The sequence below is a fragment of the Xanthomonas sp. DAR33341 genome (genome assembly GCF_003992815.1).
In the GTDB taxonomy this organism is placed as follows: domain Bacteria; phylum Pseudomonadota; class Gammaproteobacteria; order Xanthomonadales; family Xanthomonadaceae; genus Xanthomonas; species Xanthomonas cissicola.
In genome coordinates this window covers 98,707-122,325 of the sequence record NZ_QEYV01000019.1, presented here as the reverse complement: position 1 = coordinate 122,325, position 23,619 = coordinate 98,707, and the positions used below count along the sequence as shown (strand labels likewise).

At 65.6% G+C, this 23,619-nt stretch carries 16 protein-coding genes and 1 pseudogene; 10 read left to right on the top strand and 7 right to left on the bottom strand.

Annotated elements, in window-relative coordinates:
• The first annotated feature begins 70 nt into the window (after positions 1-70).
• Both EO156_RS06480 and EO156_RS06470 read left to right on the top strand, forming a co-directional pair.
• On the top strand, positions 71-445 hold the full coding sequence (locus EO156_RS06480; protein WP_016849682.1) for a P-II family nitrogen regulator: 375 nt from the start codon (positions 71-73) through the stop codon (positions 443-445).
• A 483-nt stretch (positions 446-928) separates the two neighbouring features.
• Positions 929-2,914 carry a beta-N-acetylglucosaminidase domain-containing protein gene (locus EO156_RS06470; RefSeq protein ID WP_016849681.1) on the top strand — a complete coding sequence of 662 codons (1,986 nt, stop codon included), beginning with the start codon at positions 929-931 and terminating at the stop codon, positions 2,912-2,914.
• Positions 2,915-3,117: 203 nt separating this feature from the next.
• On the opposite strand, the gene EO156_RS06465 is transcribed toward EO156_RS06470, so the two are convergent.
• A complete protein-coding gene (locus EO156_RS06465) occupies positions 3,118-3,774 on the bottom strand; it encodes an RIO1 family regulatory kinase/ATPase (RefSeq protein ID WP_003486484.1) in 657 nt (218 codons plus the stop codon).
• Positions 3,775-4,325: 551 nt separating this feature from the next.
• Here EO156_RS06465 and EO156_RS06460 point away from each other — a divergent pair.
• Positions 4,326-5,138 carry an outer membrane beta-barrel protein gene (locus EO156_RS06460; RefSeq protein ID WP_016849680.1) on the top strand — a complete coding sequence of 271 codons (813 nt, stop codon included), beginning with the start codon at positions 4,326-4,328 and terminating at the stop codon, positions 5,136-5,138.
• A 193-nt stretch (positions 5,139-5,331) separates the two neighbouring features.
• Complete coding sequence (locus EO156_RS06450) at positions 5,332-5,943, top strand: PH domain-containing protein (RefSeq protein WP_016849678.1); 612 nt, start codon at positions 5,332-5,334, stop codon at positions 5,941-5,943.
• Between the two features lie 377 nt (positions 5,944-6,320).
• On the opposite strand, the gene speE is transcribed toward EO156_RS06450, so the two are convergent.
• A complete protein-coding gene (gene speE / locus EO156_RS06445; protein ID WP_016849677.1) occupies positions 6,321-7,178 on the bottom strand; it encodes a polyamine aminopropyltransferase in 858 nt (285 codons plus the stop codon).
• A 232-nt stretch (positions 7,179-7,410) separates the two neighbouring features.
• On the opposite strand from speE, the gene speA reads away from it, so the two are divergent.
• From speA to EO156_RS06425, 4 genes and pseudogenes are all read left to right on the top strand, one after another.
• On the top strand, positions 7,411-9,297 hold the full coding sequence (speA, locus tag EO156_RS06440) for an arginine decarboxylase (RefSeq protein WP_005914389.1): 1,887 nt from the start codon (positions 7,411-7,413) through the stop codon (positions 9,295-9,297).
• 889 nt (positions 9,298-10,186) lie between these two features.
• Complete coding sequence (locus EO156_RS06435) at positions 10,187-14,185, top strand: non-ribosomal peptide synthetase (RefSeq protein ID WP_033483069.1); 3,999 nt, start codon at positions 10,187-10,189, stop codon at positions 14,183-14,185.
• A complete protein-coding gene (locus tag EO156_RS06430) occupies positions 14,178-15,509 on the top strand; it encodes a glycosyltransferase (RefSeq protein WP_016849674.1) in 1,332 nt (443 codons plus the stop codon). The genes EO156_RS06435 and EO156_RS06430 overlap by 8 nt, the downstream gene beginning before the upstream one ends.
• A gap of 136 nt (positions 15,510-15,645) precedes the next feature.
• Positions 15,646-16,772: pseudogene (locus EO156_RS06425) on the top strand (acyltransferase).
• A gap of 154 nt (positions 16,773-16,926) precedes the next feature.
• Here the strand turns inward: EO156_RS06425 and EO156_RS06420 are convergent.
• The 5 genes from EO156_RS06420 to radC form a co-directional block, all read right to left on the bottom strand.
• Positions 16,927-17,682 carry an SDR family NAD(P)-dependent oxidoreductase gene (locus tag EO156_RS06420; RefSeq protein ID WP_003489104.1) on the bottom strand — a complete coding sequence of 252 codons (756 nt, stop codon included), beginning with the start codon at positions 17,680-17,682 and terminating at the stop codon, positions 16,927-16,929.
• A gap of 37 nt (positions 17,683-17,719) precedes the next feature.
• On the bottom strand, positions 17,720-18,253 hold the full coding sequence (locus EO156_RS06415; RefSeq protein ID WP_029829569.1) for a hypothetical protein: 534 nt from the start codon (positions 18,251-18,253) through the stop codon (positions 17,720-17,722).
• A 6-nt stretch (positions 18,254-18,259) separates the two neighbouring features.
• Entirely contained in the window at positions 18,260-19,144 is an 885-nt protein-coding gene (locus EO156_RS06410; protein WP_029829566.1) for an SPOR domain-containing protein, read from the bottom strand.
• Between the two features lie 179 nt (positions 19,145-19,323).
• Positions 19,324-21,012 (bottom strand): arginine--tRNA ligase, encoded by a 1,689-nt coding sequence (argS, locus tag EO156_RS06405; protein WP_003489099.1) that lies wholly within the window; start codon positions 21,010-21,012, stop codon positions 19,324-19,326.
• Positions 21,013-21,099: 87 nt separating this feature from the next.
• Positions 21,100-21,813 carry a DNA repair protein RadC gene (gene radC, locus EO156_RS06400; protein WP_029829564.1) on the bottom strand — a complete coding sequence of 238 codons (714 nt, stop codon included), beginning with the start codon at positions 21,811-21,813 and terminating at the stop codon, positions 21,100-21,102.
• A gap of 60 nt (positions 21,814-21,873) precedes the next feature.
• On the opposite strand from radC, the gene coaBC reads away from it, so the two are divergent.
• Complete coding sequence (gene coaBC / locus EO156_RS06395) at positions 21,874-23,148, top strand: bifunctional phosphopantothenoylcysteine decarboxylase/phosphopantothenate--cysteine ligase CoaBC (protein WP_005914398.1); 1,275 nt, start codon at positions 21,874-21,876, stop codon at positions 23,146-23,148.
• Positions 23,145-23,612, top strand: a complete 468-nt coding sequence (dut, locus tag EO156_RS06390) for a dUTP diphosphatase (protein WP_014091285.1) — start codon at positions 23,145-23,147, stop codon at positions 23,610-23,612. The genes coaBC and dut overlap by 4 nt, the downstream gene beginning before the upstream one ends.
• The last annotated feature ends 7 nt before the right edge of the window (positions 23,613-23,619 follow it).

Sequence of the window (23,619 nt, the reverse complement as noted above, 5' to 3'; positions counted from 1 at the left end):
AGTCCCATTCGGCCGTCGTCCGCGGTGATGGCAGCGCGCGGGTTGGATGAGTGTTGCGCCCGTCCACGGTATGCTGCGCGGCCGTCATGCCCTGGGACCTGCACCGATGAAAATGATCATGGCCATCGTCAAACCGTTCAAGCTCGACGATGTGCGCGAAGCACTCGCCGGCTGCGGGGTGGCGGGCATCACGGTGACCGAGGTCAAAGGCTTCGGCCGGCAGAAAGGCCACACCGAGCTGTATCGCGGCGCCGAATACGTGGTCGATTTCCTGCCCAAGGTGAAGATCGAAGTGGCGGTGACCGACGACCAGGCCGAGCGCGTGGTCGACGCGATCGTCGGAGCGGCCGGTACCGGCAAGATCGGCGACGGCAAGGTGTTCGTATACGACCTGGGCACGGTGGTACGCATCCGTACCGGCGAGCTGGATAGCGACGCGTTGTAGTTCGCAACCTGGCGCTTGGTGCTTGCCAGGTGTGTGGTGGGCGACGAGGGGTTCGATGCCCTCGGCCCGCGCAACGTCGATAGCGGGGGCCGTATTGCTGAGCCGGCGATGCAGCCAGCGGTGCTGGATCAGGCGTATTGCAGTTGCACCGACCGCAGGGAACCGGGCCGCTTAAGCCATGCGGCGTGCGCCGCATGCGCTCAGTGTATTGACGGTGGCGCGCATCACCGCAGCGGATGCGCGGCTGTGCGCCTACGGGCAAGGCCGCTGCCAGGCGCGACGGCGCTACCACCCGTTGTTTCATACCATTTCAATACCGCCACCTATCGCTGACGCACTTTCTGGACTGCGATGCAGAGGCAGGTTGATGTCACCGCAGGCCAATCCAGGTATTGGCCAAATTGAAATTCCGGCCGCGCTTGTCGCCGTCGCGCGACTTGCCTACCCTAGGGCGTAATACCATTCCAATACCGGAGTTCGAGAATGAAGCGACGCAACAGCAAGCCGGGCGTGCGCCTGCTTTCGGTCTTGGTGGCGCTGGGCCTGGCTGCCCCTGCGTTGGCGCAATCGGTCACCGAACCGGTCACCCAGCCGGCGATCTATCCGACTCCGGTCTCGATCACGCTGGATGGTGCCACCGTCACCTTGGGCCGCTCGGCGGTGCTGGTGGTCGCCCCTGGCGCGGACAAGGCCACGGTGGCGCTGGTGCGCAGCATTCTCGATGGCGCCGGCGTCGCCAAGATTGCGACCGCCACACGCCTGCCTGCCACCCTGGAACGCCCGTACATCGTGCTCGGCACCGGCGATGAGGCAGTGGTGCGCGATGCGCTAACGCGCAGCAAGGCGACGCAGGACACCCATAAGGAAGGCTACACGCTGGCCAGCGTTGCGCGCGATCGCGGCAGCCTGATCACGCTGGCCGGCCACGATGACGATGGCCTGTTTCATGCGGCGCAGACGCTGCGGCAGCTGGTCGAGCGGCCGGCCATCCCGACGCTGACGATCCAGGATTACCCGTCCATGCCGATCCGCGGCACCATCGAAGGCTTCTACGGCGCGCCGTGGTCGATGAGCGATCGCAGCAAGCACATCGATTTCCTCGCCCGCACCAAGGCTAATACCTTCATTTACAGCCCGAAGGACGACCCTTACGCGCGCGATCGCTGGCGCGAGCCGTACCCGAAGGCGACCTTGAAGGCGCTCGGCCAACTGGCCGCCACCGCCAAGCGTAATCACGTCGATTTCGTCTATGCGATTTCGCCTGGCCCCACGGTGTGCTTCTCCGATCCGGCCGATGCCAAGGCCTTGTTGCGCAAGTTCGATGCGTTCCGCGCGCTGGGCGTGCGCAGCTTCTACGTGGCGCTGGACGACATCGAATACACCAAGTGGAATTGCGAACGCGACAAGACCACCTTCGGCGAATCCGGCGCGCAGGCGGCCGGTATCGCGCAGTCGCATCTGCTCAATCTGGTGCAGGCGGATCTGGTCGCGCGCCACGATGCGGCCTCCGAACTCATCATGGTGCCGACCGAGTACTACGACGCCAAAGAGAGCCCGTACAAGGAAGCGCTGCGCAAGCATCTGGACCCGAAGATCGTGGTGCAGTGGACCGGCACCGACGTGGTGCCGCCGGCCATTTCCATCCCCGATGCGCGCGCGGCCACCAAGGCGTTCGGCCGCAGGACGCTGCTGTGGGACAACTACCCGGTCAACGACTTCGAAACCTCGGCCGGGCGCCTGCTGATGGCGCCGTATGCGCGGCGCGAGGCGGGTCTGTCGGCCGAGTTGTCGGGCATCGTCTCCAACCCGATGAACCAGGAAGTGCCCAGCCGCGTCGCGGTGATGGGTGTGGCCGCGTTCGCCTGGAACGACAAGGACTACGACGCGCAACGCACCTGGCACGCGGCGGCGCGCGATCTTGCCGGCGGCGATGCGCGTGTCGCTGCGGCCCTGCTGACCTTCTTCGACACCCAGCACTTGGCGCCAACCTTTGGCAGCCAGCCGTGGCAGGAACAGGCGCCACGCTTGAAGGCCGTGCTCGATCATGTACGCGAGGCAGTCGCGCTTGGCGATGCGGCAACACGCACGCAGGCGATTGCCGAACTGGCACGCACTGCCGACGAAATGGCTGCGGCACCGCAGATCATCCGCAACGGCGTGGCCGACAAGGGCTTTGCCGAGCAATCGCGCCCCTGGCTGGAGGCAATGGAAGATTGGGGCCATGCGCTGCAGAAGACGGCAGCCGGGCTGGATGCGGCCAATCGCGGCGACACGCAGACGCCCGCGTTGTTTGCCGAGGCGGCTGCGATCGCCGCCGTCGCGAGCCAGATCCCATCGATTCCCGGCGCCACGCGCTTCGGCGGCCCGGTCAAGATCGCCGACGGCGTGCTGGACCGCTTCATCGCGCAGGCACCGCACTTGATCGCCTATCGCCAGGCGGCAGTGACTGATTCGGCAGCAGCAAAGTGATGGGGTAGTGCAGAAACACCGCGGCGCGCATGGGGAATGGTTCGCGTCGCGGTGCATGCAAACACGGCAGCGCCATTGCCATCTGCCTCGCAGCACGTGGCATGGCGCGCTCGAAGGATGTCCGCGCTACGGATCAAACCGACGACTCAGCGCAGCAGTCGAGCGTAACGGCGTGCTCGGTCGCCTTTCGTCAGCAGCGCTGATCACGCCTTGCCTTTCAAACGTGGATACAGCCGCTTCCAGCCGCTACGGATTACATGTATCCAGCGCGGTTCCGCACTGCGTGCCGATTCGTCGACACTCGGTGCGATGCCAGCAAGGCGATGGCGCATTTTCTGAAAGTTGGCCACGTCGCTACGTTGCAGCTGACGTGCCAGCGTGCCGCGCCGCAGCCAGCGCGGGAATCGCCATGCCGAAGTGAAATCGATCAGCACCGGCACTCCCGCACTGACCACCACATTGGTGCCATGCAGATCGTTATGGGTGATGCCGAACGCATGCAGCCGGCGTAGCGCCTGCTGCAATTGCTGGAAGACCTCCTGGCCCACGACGGTGCTGGCGCTGAGCGTGTCGCCTGGAATGAATTCCATGCCCAGCGCCAGCCCGCCCAGCGTGCCGAGCAGGGCCGGTGCGTGCCGCCAGCCCTGCAACTGCCGCAGCATGCTGGCCTCGTGGCGCACCATCAACCGCGCAATGGGCGCCAGCAATGTGCGGCGATAGCGGCCGTAGTCCTTGACCACCGCCGGTTGCCCGTTCACATGAGTGCGGTAGACGTCCGGCTCGAGCAGCCGGGTGCCTTGCTTGAGTAGAACGGGAGTGACGAGGTGCAGGCTGGACACGTCCAGCGGCTGGTAATGCATGGCAGTTCTCCAGACCTTGGCGGCGCGGAGAGGTCACGCGTTGCGCAGGTTCACTGTGATCGCGAGGGATCGGTCTGCCCAATTTTAGAGCTTGCGGGTATTGAAATTATATTTATTTAACAAATGAAATGTTCCGGGAGTGGAACGGCTTTTGGAATCAGGCGTTTGGCGGAAGTCGCGATTCGATACAGTGGCATGTGCCAGCGCGTACATGCAGGCAATGCCGATGCAGGCGACTTGTTCGTATCGCCAGCGCTGCGCCTCCTCTAGGCGAGGCCTGTCAGTTCACACGCCCGGGGTGCGGTGGCGGTCACGCTGCTTCTTGACACGGGCTGAGACTCCATACACTGTGCCGGCTGCGGTCAGGGGGCCGCATACGCGTTGGCACGGGCACGCTCTTTGGGCAGTGCCCGGCTCGATGTCGCGCGACATCCGGTGATGCCGGGAAGCCCCCGATGCGACCGCAACTGCGCCGCTTCCAGACGCCGTCAGGTTGCCACCTGCATGCGCAAGGATGCGGAAACGATGGAGGACGACTCATTGGGGATGCAATGAAAAGGACCGCAACACTGCTGTTGGCTTGCACGGCATTCGGCGTCACGGCTCAGGCCTCGGCGCAGTCGTTGTCGCGCGGATGGGACAGCTACCGTCAACAGCAAAAGCAGCAGACCGTCACCCAGGGCGCCACCGCGCCTGCAGCGCCATCGTCGCGCCCGGCGCAAGCGGACGTTGGCGGAGCGCCGGCCGCTGTGGGTGGAAGCGGCTCCGGCCAACCTGGTGCGTCCGGCGAATTCAGTACGGTGACCGAGCGGACGTCGGCAGAGGCAACGCCTGTCGCGCCTGCCGACGTATCGGCGCCACCGCGCGAAGAAGAGCAACGCCTCAAAAACGGACTGTTCCTTGGTGTGCAGAGCGGCAAAGCCAAGGTGTTTGAAAATGGCAAGCAGGATATGCAGGGCTTCAACGTCGGCTACCGCTGGCGCGCAGGTCCGGTCACATTGATCGGCATCGAAGCCGCAACCGGGAAAGTGGATGGTTCCAAGGACGCGGACGGCTTTGTTGTCATTCCAAACGTGGATTTCGGCAGCCTCGGTGGAACGGCGCGCTTCAACTTCGGCGATGCCCCGGTATTTGCGCTTGTGCGGCTGGGCTATTGGGGCGGTACGGCGAAAGGTGAGGACTACAACGAGCGCGTCTATGGTGCGTACGTGGGCGCTGGTCTCGGTGTGGATATCGGCAAGCACGTCAGCTTGAGCGCGCTCTACACGAATTACGTCTACGCTGATGAGTATTACGACGACTACGAAGACCTCACGATCAATCGTGCGGAAGTGCTGAGTTTCGGAGCCGAGATCCGCTTTTGATGCGGGCCAATGGTAAAGAAGGGCGGGCGGCAGCGCTCGCCCTTCTGCGTCATGCCGCATGCAACCGCTATGCGGCGGACAGCAAAATCCATTTGAAGCTGCACCGCAAACGGTTGTCGGCATTGCACAGCCATCCATGCGGCTTGCTGTAGTGTCCTGGTCAACGCACTGATTCAGCCGTGGGCGAGGGCAGATGGACGCATTGGCGCAGTTTTTGACAGACGAACAGGACCCGGTGGCGGTGGGCAAGATCCTGCCCAGGATCACCGAGTTGCTGACCCGCGACGAGCAGGTCGAGTACATCGCCGTGCAGAAGAAAATGGTGATGAACTTCTCGCCGGATGCGGTGGTGCTGACCAACCGCCGCTTCATCGTGGTCTACCCAAAGCTGCTTGGCATGACGTTCCGCGATTTCCCCTGGCGCGAGGTGCTCGATGTGCACATGAGCGAGCAGATGCTCGGAGCCACCATCATGTGCCGCACCACGCAGGGCGCCTACGCCTCCATCGACAGTCTGCCCAAGAAACAGGCGCGGCGCGTGTACGCCTATGCGCAGCAGGTGGAAGAATCCGCGTACGAAAAGCGCCAGCAGCTGGAGATCGACAAGTTGCGCGCGGCGGCCGGTGGCGTGGTGGTGCATGCGCCTGGTACGCACGGCGCAGCAATGCCATCGCAGGCCAGCGCCGTTCCTGCGTCCGACGATCCGGTGCAGGTGTTGAGCAAGCTCAAGCAACTGCTGGATGCGGGGCTGATCACGCAGGACGAATTCGACGCCAAGAAGACAGAAGTGCTGGCGCGCTTATAGCGTGCGCAGTACCTCCGCGCATTGGTCGGCTTCACATACCACGGCCCATAGATCGCAGCAGTGACGCATCAGCGGCCGCGACCCATCGACGCGTCCATCGCACGGCGGCGCTGTCGGTGGCTCGCCGCTCCAGAAGGCTGCTAGTCGCGCAGCGGCCTACACTCGACCAGCGTTGCGTGACCAGACCTAAATCGTTGCGCTGACCCACCGGCCCGCGCGCTGTAGGCACGCAGGCCATGTCATGCAGAAAACTCCCAAACCGGTTGCGGATCACCGCCAAGCGGGCGCGGCCGGTCGCTGGAACCCGCCGCGTCCATTCAAGCGCCACGATTCACACCTGCTGTCTGCACTTGCTGGCCATGCTCGGCCAGCCGCGATTACTCGCCCAGCGCCTTGGCCACGAACGGCGGGGCAACCAGCACGCCGGTGTGCAGATGGGCGGTGTAGTACAGAGTGTCGAAACCCTTGGCCTGCGCAGCGTCCTGGCGGAACGCGAAATCGGCCTTGGCCTGCTTGCTGGCCATGGTCACGCTCCACCAGCCGGTGGGGTAGCACGGCTGCGGGAACGGCAGGGTCTTGAACGACTGGAAGCCGGCCTTGCCCATTTCGGTGCGCATTTCATTGATCAGGTCCAGCAGCGCCAGCGGCGATTCGGACTGCTGCACCAGGATGCCGTCGTCCTTCAAGGCCTTGAAGCAGCTCTCGTAGAAGGCCTTGTTGAACAGGCCTTCGGCCGGGCCCACCGGGTCGGTGGAATCGACGATCACGATGTCCACGCTGCCGGCCGGGCAATTGGCCATATAGGCCACGCCATCGTCGAACAGCAGTTCGGCGCGCGCGTCGTGGTTTGAATCGCACAGCTCGGGGAAATACTTCTCCGACATGCGGGTGACCTGCTCATCGATATCGCACTGGGTGGCGCTTTCCACGCCCGGGTGCTTGAGCACCTCGCGCAGCGTGCCGCAGTCGCCGCCGCCGATGATCACCACGCGCTTGGGCGCGGGGTGGGTGAACAGTGCCGGGTGACTGATCATCTCGTGGTAGAAGAAATTGTCGCGGCTGGTGAGCATCACCGCGCCGTCGATCAGCATCAGCTTGCCCCAATCGGTGGTCTGGTAGATCTCGATCTTCTGGAACGGGGACTGCACCTCGTCCAGCTTGCCGCTGATGCGGAAGCCGATCGCCGAGCCGGTGGGCTGGAAGTGTTCGATGTACCAGTTGTCGTTGGCGCTCATGCAAAGTCCTAAAAAAGAAGTGGGCTGTTCCTTCTCCCAGCGGGAGAAGGTGGCGCAAAGCGCCGGATGAGGGTCGGGCACGGCCTCGCGCAGCCAAACTGCGCAGTGCCTGACCCACGCCAACCCCGCTCCAACCAGGAGAGGGGCGTGAAGTCGGCGCGGATTGTAACGGACCCTGCGCATGCCAGGCGTTACACTTCACGCCCTTTTTTATTCCAGCCGAGACAGCGAAATGAGCGATTGGTCCCTCGACCAAGCCCGCAAGACCTATTCGATCCCGCACTGGGCCGACGGGTATTTCGATGTGAACGCTGCCGGACACGTGGTGGTCACCCCGACCGCCGATGGTCCGGCGGTGTCGCTGCCCGAGGTGGTCGATGCCGCGCGCGCTGCCGGTGCCAAGCTGCCGCTACTGGTGCGCTTCCCGGACATCCTGGGCCAACGCCTGGGCAAGCTGCAGGCAGCGTTTGCGCAGGCGCAGTCGGAGTGGGATTACGCCGGCGGCTATACGGCCGTGTATCCGATCAAGGTCAACCAGCATCGCGGCGTGGCCGGCACCCTGGCCAGCCACCACGGTGAGGGCTTCGGGCTGGAAGCGGGCAGCAAACCGGAACTGATGGCGGTGCTGGCGCTGTCGCGTCCGGGCGGGCTGATCGTGTGCAACGGCTACAAGGACCGCGAATACATCCGCCTGGCGCTGATCGGCCGCAAACTCGGCCTGCAGACCTTCATCGTCATCGAAAAGCCTTCCGAACTGACCCTGGTGCTGGAAGAAGCACGCGCGCTGGACGTCAAGCCCGGCCTGGGCGTGCGCATGCGCCTGGCCTCGCTGGGTGCGGGCAAGTGGCAGAACAGCGGTGGCGACAAGGCCAAGTTCGGTCTCTCGCCGCGCCAGGTGCTGGACCTGTGGAAGACGCTGCGCGACACCGAGTACGCCGACAGCCTGAACCTGCTGCATTTCCACATGGGCTCGCAGATTTCCAATGTGCGCGACATCGCCAACGGCATGCGCGAGGCCACGCGCTATTTCGTGGAGCTCTCGCGCCTGGGCGCAAAGATCAGCCATGTCGACGTCGGTGGCGGTCTGGGCATCGATTACGAAGGCACGCGCTCGCGCAGCTATTGCTCGATCAACTACGGCCTGCATTCGTACGCCAGCAATATCGTGCAGCCGCTGGCCAGCGCCTGCGAAGAGCATGGCCTGCCACCGCCACGCATCGTCACCGAGTGCGGGCGCGCGATGACGGCGCACCATGCGGTGCTGATCGCCAACGTGTCGGAAGTGGAACAGGCGCCGGAAGGCCGCGTGCCGGACGCGCACGACGACGAACCGGCCGCGATCCGCCACCTGCGCGAGATCCATGACGAGCTCGATGTGCGCCCGGCGGTGGAATTGTTCCAGGAAGCCCAGCATTTCCATGCCGAAGGCCTCAGCGCCTATGCGCTGGGCCAGATCGACCTGACCCACCGTGCGCGCATCGACGATCTGTTCTACGCCATCGCACATGGCGTGCGCGCACGTTTGAGCTTCGACGAGAAGAGCCATCGCCCGGTGCTGGATGAGCTCAACGAGCGGCTGGTGGACAAGTACTTCGTCAATTTCAGCGTGTTCGAGTCGATTCCGGACGTGTGGGCGATCGATCAGGTGTTTCCGATCGTACCGATCGAGCGCCTGAACGAAGCGCCGCAGCGGCGCGGCATCATCGCCGACATGACCTGCGATTCCGACGGCATGGTCAAGACCTATGTCGAGAACGAAAGCCTGGACAGCTCGCTACCGCTGCATCGTTTGAATGCCGGTGAGAGCTATCGCATCGGCTTCTTCCTGGTGGGCGCCTATCAGGAAATCCTGGGCGATATCCATAACCTGTTCGGCGATACCGATGCGGTGGAAGTCGTGGTGGATCGCGATGGCTATCGTATCGCCCAGCAGCGCCGCGGCGATACCACCGACGTGATGCTCGACTACGTGGGCTATCAGCTGGACACGCTGCGCGCCACCTATGCCGAGCGCATTGCTGCCGCACACCTCTCGCCCGAACGGGCGCAGGAACTCAGCGCTGCGCTGGAAGCTGGGCTGACCGGATACACCTATCTCTCCGACGAGCCGCTGGGCTGATCCGCAGTGCGCTGGGGCTACGCCGCAGCGCTGGCTGTGCAAAGCCATGGCAACCTGCCACGCGTTCCCGCCGCAAACGCCGCGCAGGGACATCACCGGCATGGCCGCCGCAGCTCCTGCGACGCGCTGTCGCGCCGACGTGCGCTGAGGTCGGCTACGATCTTGCGCATCATGCCGCCGTGCTTGGTCGCATCGAACAACGTGCCTGCGCTTTGCCTTGCGCCACGCCTTGCAATCGGACCGGCCCCATTCTCGCGCGTGTGTGCTGCACGCCGATGACAGTCAGGCGACCATCGCGTGGTCGCGCGCGCTTATCGAGGCAGACGCATTGAAAGCGTATTTTCTCTCGTAAAGTGATTTTCCGAATAACCTAATTCCAGTAACGCTGATTTGGAATTGGTCTTATTCAGTGCGGCGTTTTATCTGCCGCGGTGCGCGCATATTCGCCTTGAATTCTGTGGGTATCGTCGACCACGCCGTATGCGGGGTGTGGCGCTGGCATGTGCCGGACGCGGCGCGGAATTTGATCGGATGTATGCATCCAGAACACTAGTTCAAATCACACTTCGGTGAAAAAATTTTAGGTATCACGCGATTTCCGTGATTTTTTGCACGGTTTCGGCCCCGGGCGAATTGTTAGTGTTCGTTTAACTTGTCGGGATACAAGTGCTTCAACCAAGTCACCTGCACATTGTTGTTCGATTGTGCGAGTCGCTGTGCTGTGCGTCTTCATCATGCGTTTCCATCGCGTATTACCGGCAATTGTCGGTCGTCGGCGGTGTTTCTTACCCCTCGTTTCTTAAGGCCAGGTGCTGATTCGGCGTCCATTGACCGCATAACGGTTGGGGGGCGTCGACGGACTGCGCGCCACATCAGAAGGATGCACGCAATGCACGCTGACGCCTCTCCCGTTTTTCCCCTGACCAAGGCGCAACGTGGCCTTTGGGTGGCCAACAAGTTGCACACCGACAATACCTTGATGTTGGCCGAAGTACTGGAAATGTTCGGCCCGCTCAATCCCCAGGTGCTGATCCGCGCCAGCATGCAGCTGACGCACGAGTTCGATACGCTGCGCCTGTGTATCGTCGAGCGCGAGGGCGTGCCTTCGCAGGTGGTCTTGCCCGAGTACAACGGCACGATTCCATACTTCGACGTCAGCTCAGATCCTGCTCCGCGTAATGCCGCCGAACATTGGATCGACGAAGAAATCCGCAAGCCGGAAGATCTGCAGAACGGACCGCTGTGGCATTGCGCGGTGTTCCGTCTTGGCGAAGATCATCATCTATGGGTGCAATGCGTGAGCCATCTGGTGATGGACGGCTATTGCGCGTCGGTCATGATGCAGCGCATGGCCGTGCTCTATAACGCCTACGTGGCCGACATGGAGCCGGAGCCTGCGCAGTACGGTAGTGCACTGTCGCTGCTCGAAATGGAACAGCACTATCGCAACTCCGATCGGTTCCAGCGCGATCGCGAATACTGGATGCAGCAGTTGGCCGATCTGCCGCCGCCGGCGACGCTGGCGCGGCCGGGCAATCAGCTGTCCACCGGGCTATTGCGTGGCACCGGGCAGTTCTCGCCGCAGCAGGTGGTGCGTTTGCGCGCGCTGGGCAAGGAGTACGGCGCCAGCCTGCCGCAGATGCTGATTTCGCTGATCGCGGCGTACTACTACCGCTGCACCGGTGCCGAGGACCTGGTGCTGGCGATGCCGGTGACCGGCCGCATCAACGCGCGCTACCGGCAAACCGCAGGCCTGGTGGCCAACGTCATTTCGCTGCGCCTGAAGATGGACCCGCAGCAGCCCATCCATACCTTGTTCGCGCAGGTATCCTCGGTGGTGCGGAACGCCTTGCGCCATCAGCAATATCGCTTCGAGGACGTGCGCCGCGATCTGGGCATGTTCGGGATGGAGCAGAAGTTCGCACGCCTGGCGGTGAACATCGAGCCCTTCGACTACGCCTTGCGCTTCGGCGAGGCGTATGCGGTCCCGCACAACCTTTCCAACGGCCCGGCCGACGACCTCACCATCTTCTGCTACGAACGCGGCGATGGTGCAGCGGTGCGTTTCGATCTGGATGCCAACCCGGCGTTATACGACAGCGACGAACTGGCCGAACACTGCCGCCGTCTGACCCATCTGGCCGATGCGGTACTGGCCGATCCGGAATGCGCGCTGGGCCAGGTCGATGTGCTCGGCGATAGCGAGCGCCGGCGTTTGCTGCACACCTGGAACAACACCGCAGCGCCGCTGCCGGAACCGGCCACGCTGTTGCACGGGATGCTGCAACGCGCCGAGTTGATGCCTGCGGCCGTGGTGGCGCAGTACGACAACCGCACGCTCGACTACGCCACGTTGTGCGAGCTTGCCTCGCGCATCGCCGCGCAATGGGTGGCCGATGGCGTGGGCCCTGGCGATGTGGTCGCGGTGGCGTTGCCGCGCAGCGAACAATTGTTGGTGGCGTTGCTGGCGGTGATGTGGAGCGGTGCGGCGTACCTGCCGCTGGATCCGGAGAGCCCGGCCGCGCGCAACCGCCAGATGCTCAACGATTCCGGTGCCATCGGCCTGGTCTGCGAGCCGGCACTGTGCGAGCGCTATCTGCTCGGTGGCATGGTCTGGCTGGATCCGCGCCCGGCCGTGTTGCCGGAGGCGATCGCACCGCTGGCGACGCCCGACGGCACCGCGTACGTGCTGTACACCTCCGGCTCCACCGGTGCGCCCAAGGGCGTGGAGATCAGCCATCGCAACCTGTTCAATTTCCTGCATGCGATGGAGCACGAGCTGGCATTGCGTCCGCGCGATCGTGTGCTGGCAGTCACCACCATCACCTTCGATATCGCCGGGCTGGAGCTGTACCTGCCGTTGCTGGTGGGCGCGCGCGTGGTCATTGCACCGGCCGGTATCAGCCACGACCCGCGCGGCCTGTCGCGGTTGATTGCCGACGAACACATCAGCGTGGTGCAGGCCACGCCATCGCTGTGGCGCATCCTGCTGGCCAATGAGGATCTGGTGCTGGATCGCATCCACGCGCTGATCGGCGGCGAGGCGTTGGTGCCGGAACTGGCCACGCAATTGCTCAGCCGGGTGGGGCGCCTGACCCAGTTGTACGGGCCCACCGAAACCACGATCTGGTCGACCATCATGCCGTTGCAGCTGACCGATGCCGCCGCACCGCCGATCGGCAGGCCGCTGCTCAATACGCGCGTCTATGTGCTGGATGCGCAGCGTCAACCGCTGCCGACCGGTGCGATCGGCGAGCTGTATATCGGCGGCGCGGGCGTGGCCAAGGGCTATCGCGGCAAGCGCCAGCTGACCAGCGAGCGTTTCATGCGCGACCCGTTCGCCGACGACGGCAGCAGCATGTACCGCACCGGCGACCGCGTGCGTCAACGCGGCGATGGCCTGCTGGAATTCATCGGGCGCGCCGATGCGCAGCTGAAGATCCGCGGACATCGGGTGGAGCCGGCCGAAATCGAAAGCGCCTTGCTGCTGCATTCGCAGGTGGCGCAGGCGGTGGTGGTGGGCCACAGCGATGGCGAGCATGCCTTGCAGCTGCTGGCTTATGTGGTGGGCAAGCACGGCAACGCGCCATCGGTCGAGCTGCTACGCGCGCATCTGCAGCAGCGCCTGCCGGCATCGATGATTCCTACCCTGTGGGTGCCGCTGGAGGCGTTGCCGCTGACCCCCAACGGCAAGCTGGATCGGCGCGCATTACCGGCGCCTGGCGCCTTGCCGCAACGCGCGCACCTGGCGCCGCGCGATGCGCTCGAACGCCAGTTGGCAACGATGCTGCAGGAGGTGCTGGGCATCGAGGTGGTGGGCGTGGACGACAACTTCTTCGAGCTTGGCGGCGATTCGCTGCGTGCGGCGGAAATGACCGCGCGTTTCCCGCAGATGTTCGGGGTGGAACTGCCGCTGGGCACGTTGTTCCATGCACCGACGATCGCCGGCTTGGCCGAGGTGATCAAGCGCAGCGCACACACGCCCAACGACCCGTTGAGCGTGCTGCTGCCGCTGCGCGCCGGCACCGCCGGCACCACGCCGCTGTTCTGCATCCATCCGGTCATCGGCCTGGGCTGGTCGTATCTCACCTTGCTGGGTCAGCTGGATCCGCAGTGGCCGGTGTATGCGCTGCAATCGCCGGGCTTGAGCGACCCGCAGCACCGTCCGGAGAGCATCGAGGCGATCGCGCGCGATTACCTGGCGCATCTGCGCAGCGTGCAACCCAAGGGGCCGTACCGTCTGCTGGGCTGGTCGCTGGGCGGTTTGATCGCGCACGCCATCACGGCCGAATTGCATGCGCTGGGCGAAGAGGTCGAGTTGCTGGTCATGCTCGACAGTTACCCGCATCTGGAACAGGCCGCATCGCTGTCGGAATCGGAGAACGTACGCGCTTCGGTGCACGGGTTGGCCCTGCATCTGGCGCCGGGCCAGCCGATGCCGACCACGGTCGCCGAGCTTGCCAGCCTGTTGTGCGATCACTACGGGCTGAACGAGTTGCCTGCGGTGCGGCAGTTGCTGGAGCAACGTCCCACCTTGCTGGACGATCTGGGCGCTCTCACCCAGCATCACCTGCACCTGGCGCGGCGTCATCGGCCCAGGCAGCTGGACCAGGATGTGGTCTTTGTCGAAGCGAGCGTGCGCATGAGCTCCGGCGGCGACGATGCGCTGTGGGTGGATTACCGTCCCCAGGCGTGGCACCCGTACGTGCGCAACCTGCAGCTGCACGCTCTGGACAGCGACCACCATTCGATGCTCTCGCCGACGCATTCGGCCACGCTCAGCACCTTGCTGCACGCGGCCACCGCAGAGGCCGCGCGGGCTGAACAGCCTGTAGGGCAGACCGGCCGTAGTGCGGTCGCCGGCGACGGAGTGACCGAATATGCCTGAGTCCAGAGCCGATCCGTTACGCCAGCGCCCGGTGGTGATCGCCACCCTTGGCACGCATGGGGACGTGCGCCCGATCATTGCGCTGGCGCTTGGCCTGCAGCGGCGTGGGTATCCGGCGCGGGTGCTGACCAGCTCCAACTTCGAGACGTTGATCCGTGCCCACGGGCTGGAATTCTTCCCGCTCAGCGGCGATCTCCAGAAGCTGTTGCAAGACCATCCGGATGTTGCCGAGATGCGAGGCGCCCCAGGCATCTTGCGCAAGAAGTTGCTGGAGTGGGCGCGCGATTGGCCCGCACAGGGCCGCGCGGCGTGTGCCGACGCCGGCTTGATCCTGGGTGTGGGCAGTGCCAGTTTTCTCGTCCATAGCCTGGGCGAGGCGTATGGGGTGCCGGTGGCGTTTGCGCAGTTGCAGCCGCTCACCGAGTCGCGCCATCTGCCGTTGATGCTGATGCCCAACCTGCGTTTGCCGGGAAGTGTCAGCGTGGCATTGCATCGCCTGATGCGCTTTGTCGGCTGGCAGCTGATGCGGCCGGCCCTCAACAATATCGTGCGTCCGGCATTGGGGCTGCCGGGGTATCCGTGGAGCGGTCCGGATCGCAGCGGGCTACGGGTGATCTACGGCTATAGCGCGCACGTGTGTCCGCGTCCGCCGGACTGGCCGGAAAGCGCGCAGGTGTGCGGCTTCTGGCAGCTGCCACCGTCGCAGTGGCAACCGCCAGCCGCGCTGCAGGCGTTTTTGCAGGCCGGGCCGCCGCCGCTGTATATCGGCTTCGGCAGCATGACCAGTAGCGCCGTCGCGCAGCTCACTGCCACGGTCAAGGCAGCGGTGCGATTGACCGGGCAGCGCGCGTTGCTGGCCAGCGGCTGGGGCGGTCTGGGGGCGGGGGACACCGCTGCCGCCGATGACGCCGAGCGCTTCTTCCATCTGGAACAGGCACCGCACGATTGGCTGTTCCCGCGCGTGTCGGTGGCCGTGCATCACGGTGGTGCCGGCACCAGCGGTGCGGCGTTGGCGGCGGGGATTCCCTCGGTGGTGCTGCCCTTTGGCTACGACCAGTCGTTCTGGGCGCATTGCCTGGCCCAGCGTGGCGTTGCGCCGCCAGCGCTGGCGCGTGCCGGGCTGCAGCCAGAAGCCCTGGCCGCTGCCATCCAGCAGGCGAGCACGCCGGCCATGCATGCGGCCGCGCGCGCACTCGGTCAACGGATTGGCGAGGAAGACGGTGTCCGCACTGCGGTCGATCAACTGGAAGCCTGGCAACTGCTTGAACCGACGGCAGTGGCGCCCGCGGCGGCCGCTCGCACCGAGCAGCACGCCATCGCATAAGCATGGGGTGCTGCGCATCCGCCGCAGCAGTTGATGCGCGCACGGCAGCGCGGTACGGCAGCGCGTGGTTGGCAGCGACGCACTGCGCGCTGCCGGCATGCGGCACAATCGGGCTCCCTCGGTTGATCTCGCCCGCATGCGCTATCCCGCTTTGGACCTGTTGCGTGGCATCGCCATCGTCTGGGTGATGCTGTTCCATTCGTTCGTGGTCGGCGGGTTGGGGAAGGACTGGGAATGGCTGTCGCGCTACGGCTGGATGGGGGTGGACCTGTTCTTCGTGCTGAGCGGCTTTTTGATCGGCACCCAGGTGCTAACCCCGCTGTCGCGCGGCAAGCCATTGGACTTCACCGATTTCTACCTGCGCCGCGCATTCCGCATCCTGCCGGCGTTTTTGGTGGTCTTGGCGATCTACATGACATGGCCGGGTTTTCGCGAATCGCCTGGGCTGGCGCCATGGTGGATGTTTCTCACCTTCACCTTGAATCTGTTCGTCGACTACGGCGAGCAGGCCGCGTTCTCGCATGCATGGTCGCTCTGCGTGGAAGAGCATTTCTATCTGGTGTTTCCGTTGCTGGCGACGTTGTTGTTGCGGCGTCCATCGGCCGCGCGCGTGGTCGCGGTGTGCGTGGCGGTGGTGGTCGCCGGCATCGCGTTGCGCACCAGCGTGTGGCTGCACAACACGGCGCTGGATCAGTTCGGCGGCGGCCAGCAGCGCAACTGGTTTGTCGAAGATCTCTATTACCCCACCTGGAACCGGCTGGACGGCTTGCTGGCCGGTGTCGTGCTGGCAATGGTGAAGGTCTTCCGCCCCGCACATGGCAATGGCTGCAGCAGCGCGGCAACACCTGGGCGCTGGCCGGGGTGGCCACGCTGGCACTGGCGATGTGGTTGTTCCGCGAGCGAACCGGCCTGCTGGGCAACGCAGTGGGCTGGCCGGTGCTTTCGCTGGGGCTAGCCTTGCTGGTCTTGGCAGGCACCGCGACCGACAGCGCACTGGGCCGCCGACGCGTGCCGGGCGCTGCCTGGTTGGCCGCCATTTCCTACAGCATGTATCTGACCCATAAGGCGATGTTCCATGTCACCCAGGGGTGGTTCGATGCCACGCTGGAGGGTCGTGGCGTCCTGGCCTTTGCAGTGTATGGCACGGTGGCGCTGGCGGCGGGTGCGCTGCTGCATTACGTGGTGGAACGTCCGTTCCTGCAGCTGCGCGGCGCGCTGCTGCGGCGGCGCGCAGCCGTGCGCCGCGATGCAGAACGTGCGTGATGCGATCTGCAGTCATCCATCGCACGGGCGGGAGTTGAAAAAAAGCCGCGCAATGCGCGGCTTTTCGATACTCGGTAGGGCTACGCGGCGCAGCGGGATGTATGGCTGGCGCACTGCGCGCGCACCGCCCCAGCCCTGGCTTCAGTGCAACGCCTCACTGCGCGTCGCGCGCCACCTGGAACCCCGCAAAGGACTGGGTCACCGGCATGATTTCCAGGCGGTTGATATTCAAATGCGCCGGCAGGCTGGCGACATAGAAGATCTGTTCGGCGATGTCTTCTGCCGTCATCGGGGTGGCGCCACGGTATAGCGTATCCGACGCCGCCTGGTTGCCCCCGGTGCGCACCAGGGTGAATTCGGTCTCGGCCATGCCCGGTTCGATCGAGGTCACGCGCACGCCGGTGCCGTGCAGATCAGAGCGCAGGCCCAGCGAAAACTGCTGCACGAAGGCTTTGGTACCGCCGTAGACGTTGCCGCCGGTATATGGGTAGGTTGCCGCGACCGAGGCGATGTTGATGATGGCGCCGCGGCGCGCGATCAACGCCGGCAGCAGGCGGTGGGTGAGCGTGACCAGCGCAGTGACATTGGTGTCGATCATCTGCTGCCACTGCGCCAGGTCGGCCTGCTGCGCCGGTGCGGTGCCCAGCGCCAGGCCGGCGTTGTTGACCAGCACGTCGATATCGGCGAATGCGGCCGGGACTGCGTCGATCGCGTCCGACAAGGCGCGTGCATCGCGCATGTCGAACGCGGCGGTGTGGACCTGCCCGGCCGGCAGTTCAGCGGCCAGCGCCTGCAGGCGTTCGGCGCGCCGGCCGGTGGCGATGACCTTCCAGCCGGCTGCAGCGAAGCGGCGCACGGCGGCGCTGCCGAATCCGGAGGTAGCACCAGTGATCAGGACGGTCTTGGACATGAGGAACTCCAGGAGGACAGGGGGGCGGGAACCAGATTCAGTGAGCAGGCCGCGGGTTCGCCATGGCGGCATGCCGTGCACGTAGCAGCTGTTCGGTCAGGGTCTGGCGCGCGACGACTTGGCCACGCCGCAGCTGCAGCGCCACGTACGGGGCCGGCGCGTGCGCAGCGCTCGTCGCGGTGGCGGGCAGCGCGACGATCAATTCGCCATCTACCCAGGCGGCGGGCACTGGCGCTGCCTGGCCCGGGAACAGTACGTCCAGCGGCAGCGTGGGCGGCGCGTCGTTACAGGCGCCCAGGACCACGCGATCGAGCACCAGCTGTTGCCCGTCCAGACGCCAGTGGGCGCGGTAGCCGCGCCAGTTGGCGCTGCAGCTGCCCAGCGCGCTGCCTGCGTGCGCCACGAAGCGCTTCCAGGTGGCTGGGTCGTCCAGTGGGCCGGACAAGGGTTCGGCCAGCAGCGTGGCCTGCTGGCCGTCGATCTGGATCAGGTCGGGAAGTTGATCGGTGGCCTGCGCCGGGCCGGCCCACGCCAGCACGCACAGCAACACGCCAGCGATACGCCGCAACACGGGCGTTTACTGCGCCTTGATCGCGATGGCGGACAGGCCACTGCCGGTGAGCTTCTGCTTGGCCTCGGCAAGCTCGCTGGCGCTGCCGTAGGGCCCCATGCGCACGCGATAGACCGTCTTGCCGCTGATGTCGGCCGATTCCACGCGTGCGGCCAGGCCCATCATCGCCAGCTTGGCCTTGGTGGATTCGGCATCGCCGGAGGCGCCGAACGAGCCGGCCTGCAGGATGTAGCGGGTGTTGTCGGCGACCGTCGGCGCAGCAGCCGTCGGCGCTGTTGCAGCGGCGGCAGTTGCGACGGGCTTGGGCGCGGCGGCGGCCGGCGCGGTGAGTGCGGCGGTGCTGGCCGGAGCCGGCGTGGCGGCCGGGCGTGCAGGGGCGGTTTCCGGCAGCGGCTTGGGTACGCTGGCGGTGGTTTCCTTCAATGGCGTCGGGACGCTGGTGGTCGGTGTGGCGGCAGCCACACTGGCGCCGGGTGCGGGGGGCACGGGTTTGCCTTCCAGCGCCGCACGCGCACGCGCGGCCTCTTCGGCGCGCGCGCTGGCCGCCAGTTCGGCATCGGACATCTGCACTTCCTTGCCGGGCAGCAAGGTGTAGAAATCGTACTGGGTCTGCGCATCGCCGGGTTTGGCCTGCGGCTTGGGCGGCTGTGCACTGGGCTTGGGCAGTTCGGCCGGCGTGTCCACGTCGGCATCGGCCACCGGCTCGGGCTGCGCATCCGGATTGGCACGCGGGCCCACGCGCAGGAAACCGTCGCCGTCCTTCTTGAACAGGTTGGGTGCGGCCAGAAAGATCACTGCCGCAATCGCGGCGCCAGCCACCAGCCACACCCAACCGGGGGTGCCATTGCTGGTGTTGCGCCGGGCCTGACTCTTACCGCGTCGTGCTGCCATCTACCACTTCTCCGAATCGTGTCGTTGCGGGCCCGCTGGCCCGACTTGCTGTGGCAATGCGCGCCGCTGCGCTGATTGCCCGGTAAGCGCCATCAGCGCCCGAGGTGGCAGGCCGGCGCCTACCGCAGTGCCATGCGCTACGCTGCTGCCTGCGATGGCGCCCGGGAGCTACCGCCTGTTTACATCTTCTCCGGAGCGCTGACGCCGAGCAGTTCCAGGCCATTGGCCAGCACCTGTTGGGTGGCGACCGCCAGGGTGAGCTTGGCGTCGCGCTCGGCGGCAGCGTCCACCAGCACCTTGCTGTTGTGATACCACGTGTGGAAGGCGTGCGCCAATTCACGCAGGTATTGCGCGATCTGGTAAGGCTCCAACGCCTGACCGGCGATTTCCACCACTTCCGGGTAACGCGACAGCTCAAGCATCACCGCCAGCGAGTGTTCGTCGTCCAGGCATGCGAGCTCGGCCAGACCATGGGCCTGGTCGTACTTGTAGCCCTTTTCCTGCGCCTGGCGGAGCACGCTGCATACCCGCGCATGGGCGTACTGCACGTAGAACACCGGGTTGTCGTTGCTCTGCGCCCGCGCCAGGTCAATATCGAAGGTCAGCTGCGAATCGGGCTTGCGCGCGATCAGGAACCAGCGCACCGCATCGGCGCTGGTTTCTTCGATGAGGTCGCGCAGGGTGACGTAGCTGCCGGCACGCTTGGACAGTTTCACTTCTTCGCCGCCGCGCATCACCGTGACCATCTGGTGCAGCACGTATTCCGGCCAGCCCTGCGGGATGCCCAGCTCCATCGCCTGCAGGCCGGCGCGCACGCGCGTCAGCGAGCCGTGGTGGTCGGCGCCCAGTTCGGTGATGGCGCGTTCGTAGCCGCGTTGCCACTTGGTCAGGTGATAGGCCACGTCCGGCACGAAATAGGTGTAGGTGCCGTCGGACTTGCGCATGACGCGGTCCTTGTCGTCGCCGAAGTCGGTGGACTTCAGCCACAGCGCGCCGCCTTCCTCGTAGGTGTGGCCGGAGGCGATCAGCTTCTGCACCGCTTCTTCGACCTTGCCGTCCTTGTACAGCGAGCTTTCCAGGAAGTAGATGTCGAAATCGACCCGGAACGCAGCCAGGTCGTGGTTCTGCTCGTTACGCAGGTACGCCACCGCGAAGCGGCGGATCGATTCGAGATCGGCCGGATCCTTGGTGCCGGTGACCAGATGGCCTTCCAGATCGACGGTGTCGCCGGCCAGGTAGGCATTGGCCACATCGGCGATGTAGTCGCCGCGGTAGCCGTTTTCCGGCCAGCCGTCGCTGTCGGGGGTGAGCCCCTGCGCACGTGCCTGTACCGACAGCGCCAGGTTCTCGATCTGCACGCCGGCATCGTTGTAGTAGAACTCGCGCTTGACGTTCCAGCCGTTGGCATCGAGCACGCGCGCCAGGCTGTCGCCGATCGCCGCGGCACGGCCGTGGCCGACATGCAGCGGGCCGGTCGGGTTGGCCGAGACGTATTCCACGCCCACCGAACGGCCGTTGCCGGCCAGGCCGCGTCCGTAGTCGTGGCCCTGCTTGATCACATGCGCCACTTCGCGCTGATACGCGGTGGGGGCCAGGTGGAAATTGATGAAGCCCGGACCGGCGATTTCCACCTTGGCCACGTCGTCGCTGGCCGGCAGGGCCGCCAGCAGCGCCTGCGCCAGTGCGCGCGGATTGCTGCGCGCAGCCTTGGCCAGCAGCATCGCGGCGTTGGTGGCGAAGTCGCCGTGCTCGCGGGTCTTGGGTCGCTCGACCACAAAATCCGGCGGCAGGGTGTCGGCGGGCAGGGTGCCATTGGCGCGCAAGGCTTCAATGCCTTGGCCGATCAGTGCGCGGAGTAGGGCTTTCACGTGGGATCTGCTTGGAACCAAACCAGCGATTTTACCCGACCGCGTGCCGCAGGGTCCGAGCAATGGTTCAGGTCAGCGCACCACTGCTCATTCCAGCCAGCCGCGTTCGGCGAACGACACCGGCCGACCGTCGCCGATGACGAAATGGTCCAGCAAGCGGATGTCCACCAGCTCCAGGCTGTCCAGCAGGCGCTTGGTGACCGCGCGGTCGGCCTCGGAGGGCTCCGGATTACCCGACGGGTGGTTGTGCCCGACGATCACCGCCGCCGCGTTGTGCAGCAGCGCCCGCCGGACCACTTCGCGCGGGTGGATGTCGGCCCCGTCGATGGTGCCGGTGAACAGTTCTTCGAAGGCGATGGCGCGGTGGCGGTTGTCCAGGAACAGCACCGCGAACACTTCATAGGCTCGCGCGCGTAGTCGCTGCGAGAAGTAGCGGCCCACGCTGGGCGGGTCGCTGAGGGCCTCCCCGCGCTCCAGCGCGCTCATCAGGTGCCGCTGGGCCAGTTCCATCGCGGCGGCGAGCTTGCAGGCCGAGGCCGGGCCCAGCCCGGGCAGGCGCGTCAGCGCCTTGGCCGGGCGGTCCAGCAACAGACGCAGTGGGCCGTGCCGATGCAGCAGATCGCGCGCGGTCTGCACCGCATCCTGGCCGCGCAAGCCGGAGCCGACGAGGATCGCCAGCAGCTCGGCATCGGACAAGGCAGTGGCCCCGCGCGCCAGAAGTTTCTCGCGCGGGCGTTCGTGGGTGGGCCAGTCGTGTATGTGCATATGGCGAGATTGCCGGTGCTCATCGCCGACGCCCATCAGGCCAAGCAGAGGCATCGGCTAATCTAGTTGTCCTTGTAACCGTAGGACGACCCCGACGTGATCGGCTCCACTCAGGCCCGCCCCCTGGACGGACAGCGTTTGCTGCTGTGCGTCGGCGGAGGCATCGCCGCTTACAAATCGCTCGAACTGGTCCGTCGCCTGCGCGACGCCGGTGCGCAGGTGCAGGTCGCCATGACCGGCGGTGCGCAGCAATTCATCACCCCGCTCAGCTTCCAGGCGTTGTCCGGGCAGCCCACCCGCACCACGCTGTGGGACAGCGCCGCCGAGCAGGCGATGGGCCACATCGAACTGGCGCGTTGGGCCGATCGGGTGATCGTCGCCCCGGCGACCGCCGACCTGCTGGCGCGTCTGGCGCATGGTCTGGCCGACGATCTGGTCACCACGCTGTGCCTGGCCACGACCGCGCCGCTGACCGTGGCGCCGGCCATGAACCACCGCATGTGGCTGCATCCTGCCACCCAGGCCAACGTCGCCACCCTGCGCGCGCGCGGGGTGACGGTGGTGGGCCCTGACGACGGCCCACTGGCCGAGGGCGAATCCGGACCCGGGCGGCTGGCCGAACCGGCGGCGATCATTGCTGCGCTGGCCGGTGGCGCGGCGGCCGCCAGCACTGCCCCGGAGGGCGCCAGGAGCGTCGCCGCGCCCGTCTTCATCCCCAGCAGCGCGCAGTTGGAGGGCCTGCGCATCGTGATCAGCGCCGGCCCCACCTTCGAAGACCTGGACCCGGTGCGCTATGTCGGCAACCGCAGCAGCGGCAAGATGGGCTATGCCCTGGCCGCCGCAGCTGCCAGGCAAGGCGCTGATGTGGTGCTGGTCAGCGGGCCGGTGCATCAAACCACCCCGGATGGCGTGCAGCGCATCGACGTGCGCTCGGCCGCGCAGATGCGCGACGCGGTGCTGGGTGCATTCCCGGCCGACATCTACATCGGCGCTGCCGCCGTGGCCGACTACACCCCCAAGCGGGTGGTGTCGCAGAAGATCAAGAAGACCGGCGAAACGTTGACCCTGGAACTGGTGCGGACCCCGGACATCCTGTCCGAGGTCGCCGCGCAGACCGGCGCGCTGAAACTGGTGGTCGGTTTTGCTGCCGAAACGCACGATGTGGAGCATTACGCCCGTGGCAAGCTGGCGGCCAAGCGCCTGGACCTGATCATCGCCAACCAGGTAGGGATCGAAGGCGGCGGATTCGAAAGCGACAACAACGCAGCCACGGCCTATTGGCAGGGCGGCGAGCGCGTGTTTCCCAGCAGCAGCAAGACCGAATTGGCCGACCAACTGCTGGCCCTGATCGCGGAGAGATTGCAGGCATGAGCCCCCCAACCCAGTCCTTGCAGGTGAAGTTGCTCGACCCGCGCTTCGGCGATCTGTGGCCGCTGCCGGCCTATGCCACCGAATCCAGTGCAGGCATGGACCTGCGCGCCGCGCTGGAGGCGCCGATGACGCTGCAGCCGGGCGATGCGGCCTTGATCCCCAGCGGTATCGCGATCCATCTGGCCGACCCACAACTGTGCGCCGTGATCCTGCCGCGCTCGGGCTTGGGCCATCGCCACGGCATCGTGCTCGGCAATGGCACCGGTTTGATCGATGCCGATTACCAGGGACCGCTGCTGATCAGCACCTGGAATCGCGGTCGCGAGGCCTTCACCATCGAGCCCGGCGATCGCATCGCGCAGTTGGTGGTCCTGCCGATCGTGCGTATGGGCTTGCAAGTGGTGGATACTTTCGTCGACAGCGCGCGGGGAGCGGGTGGATTCGGCCACACCGGCGTGCGCTGACAGGGGA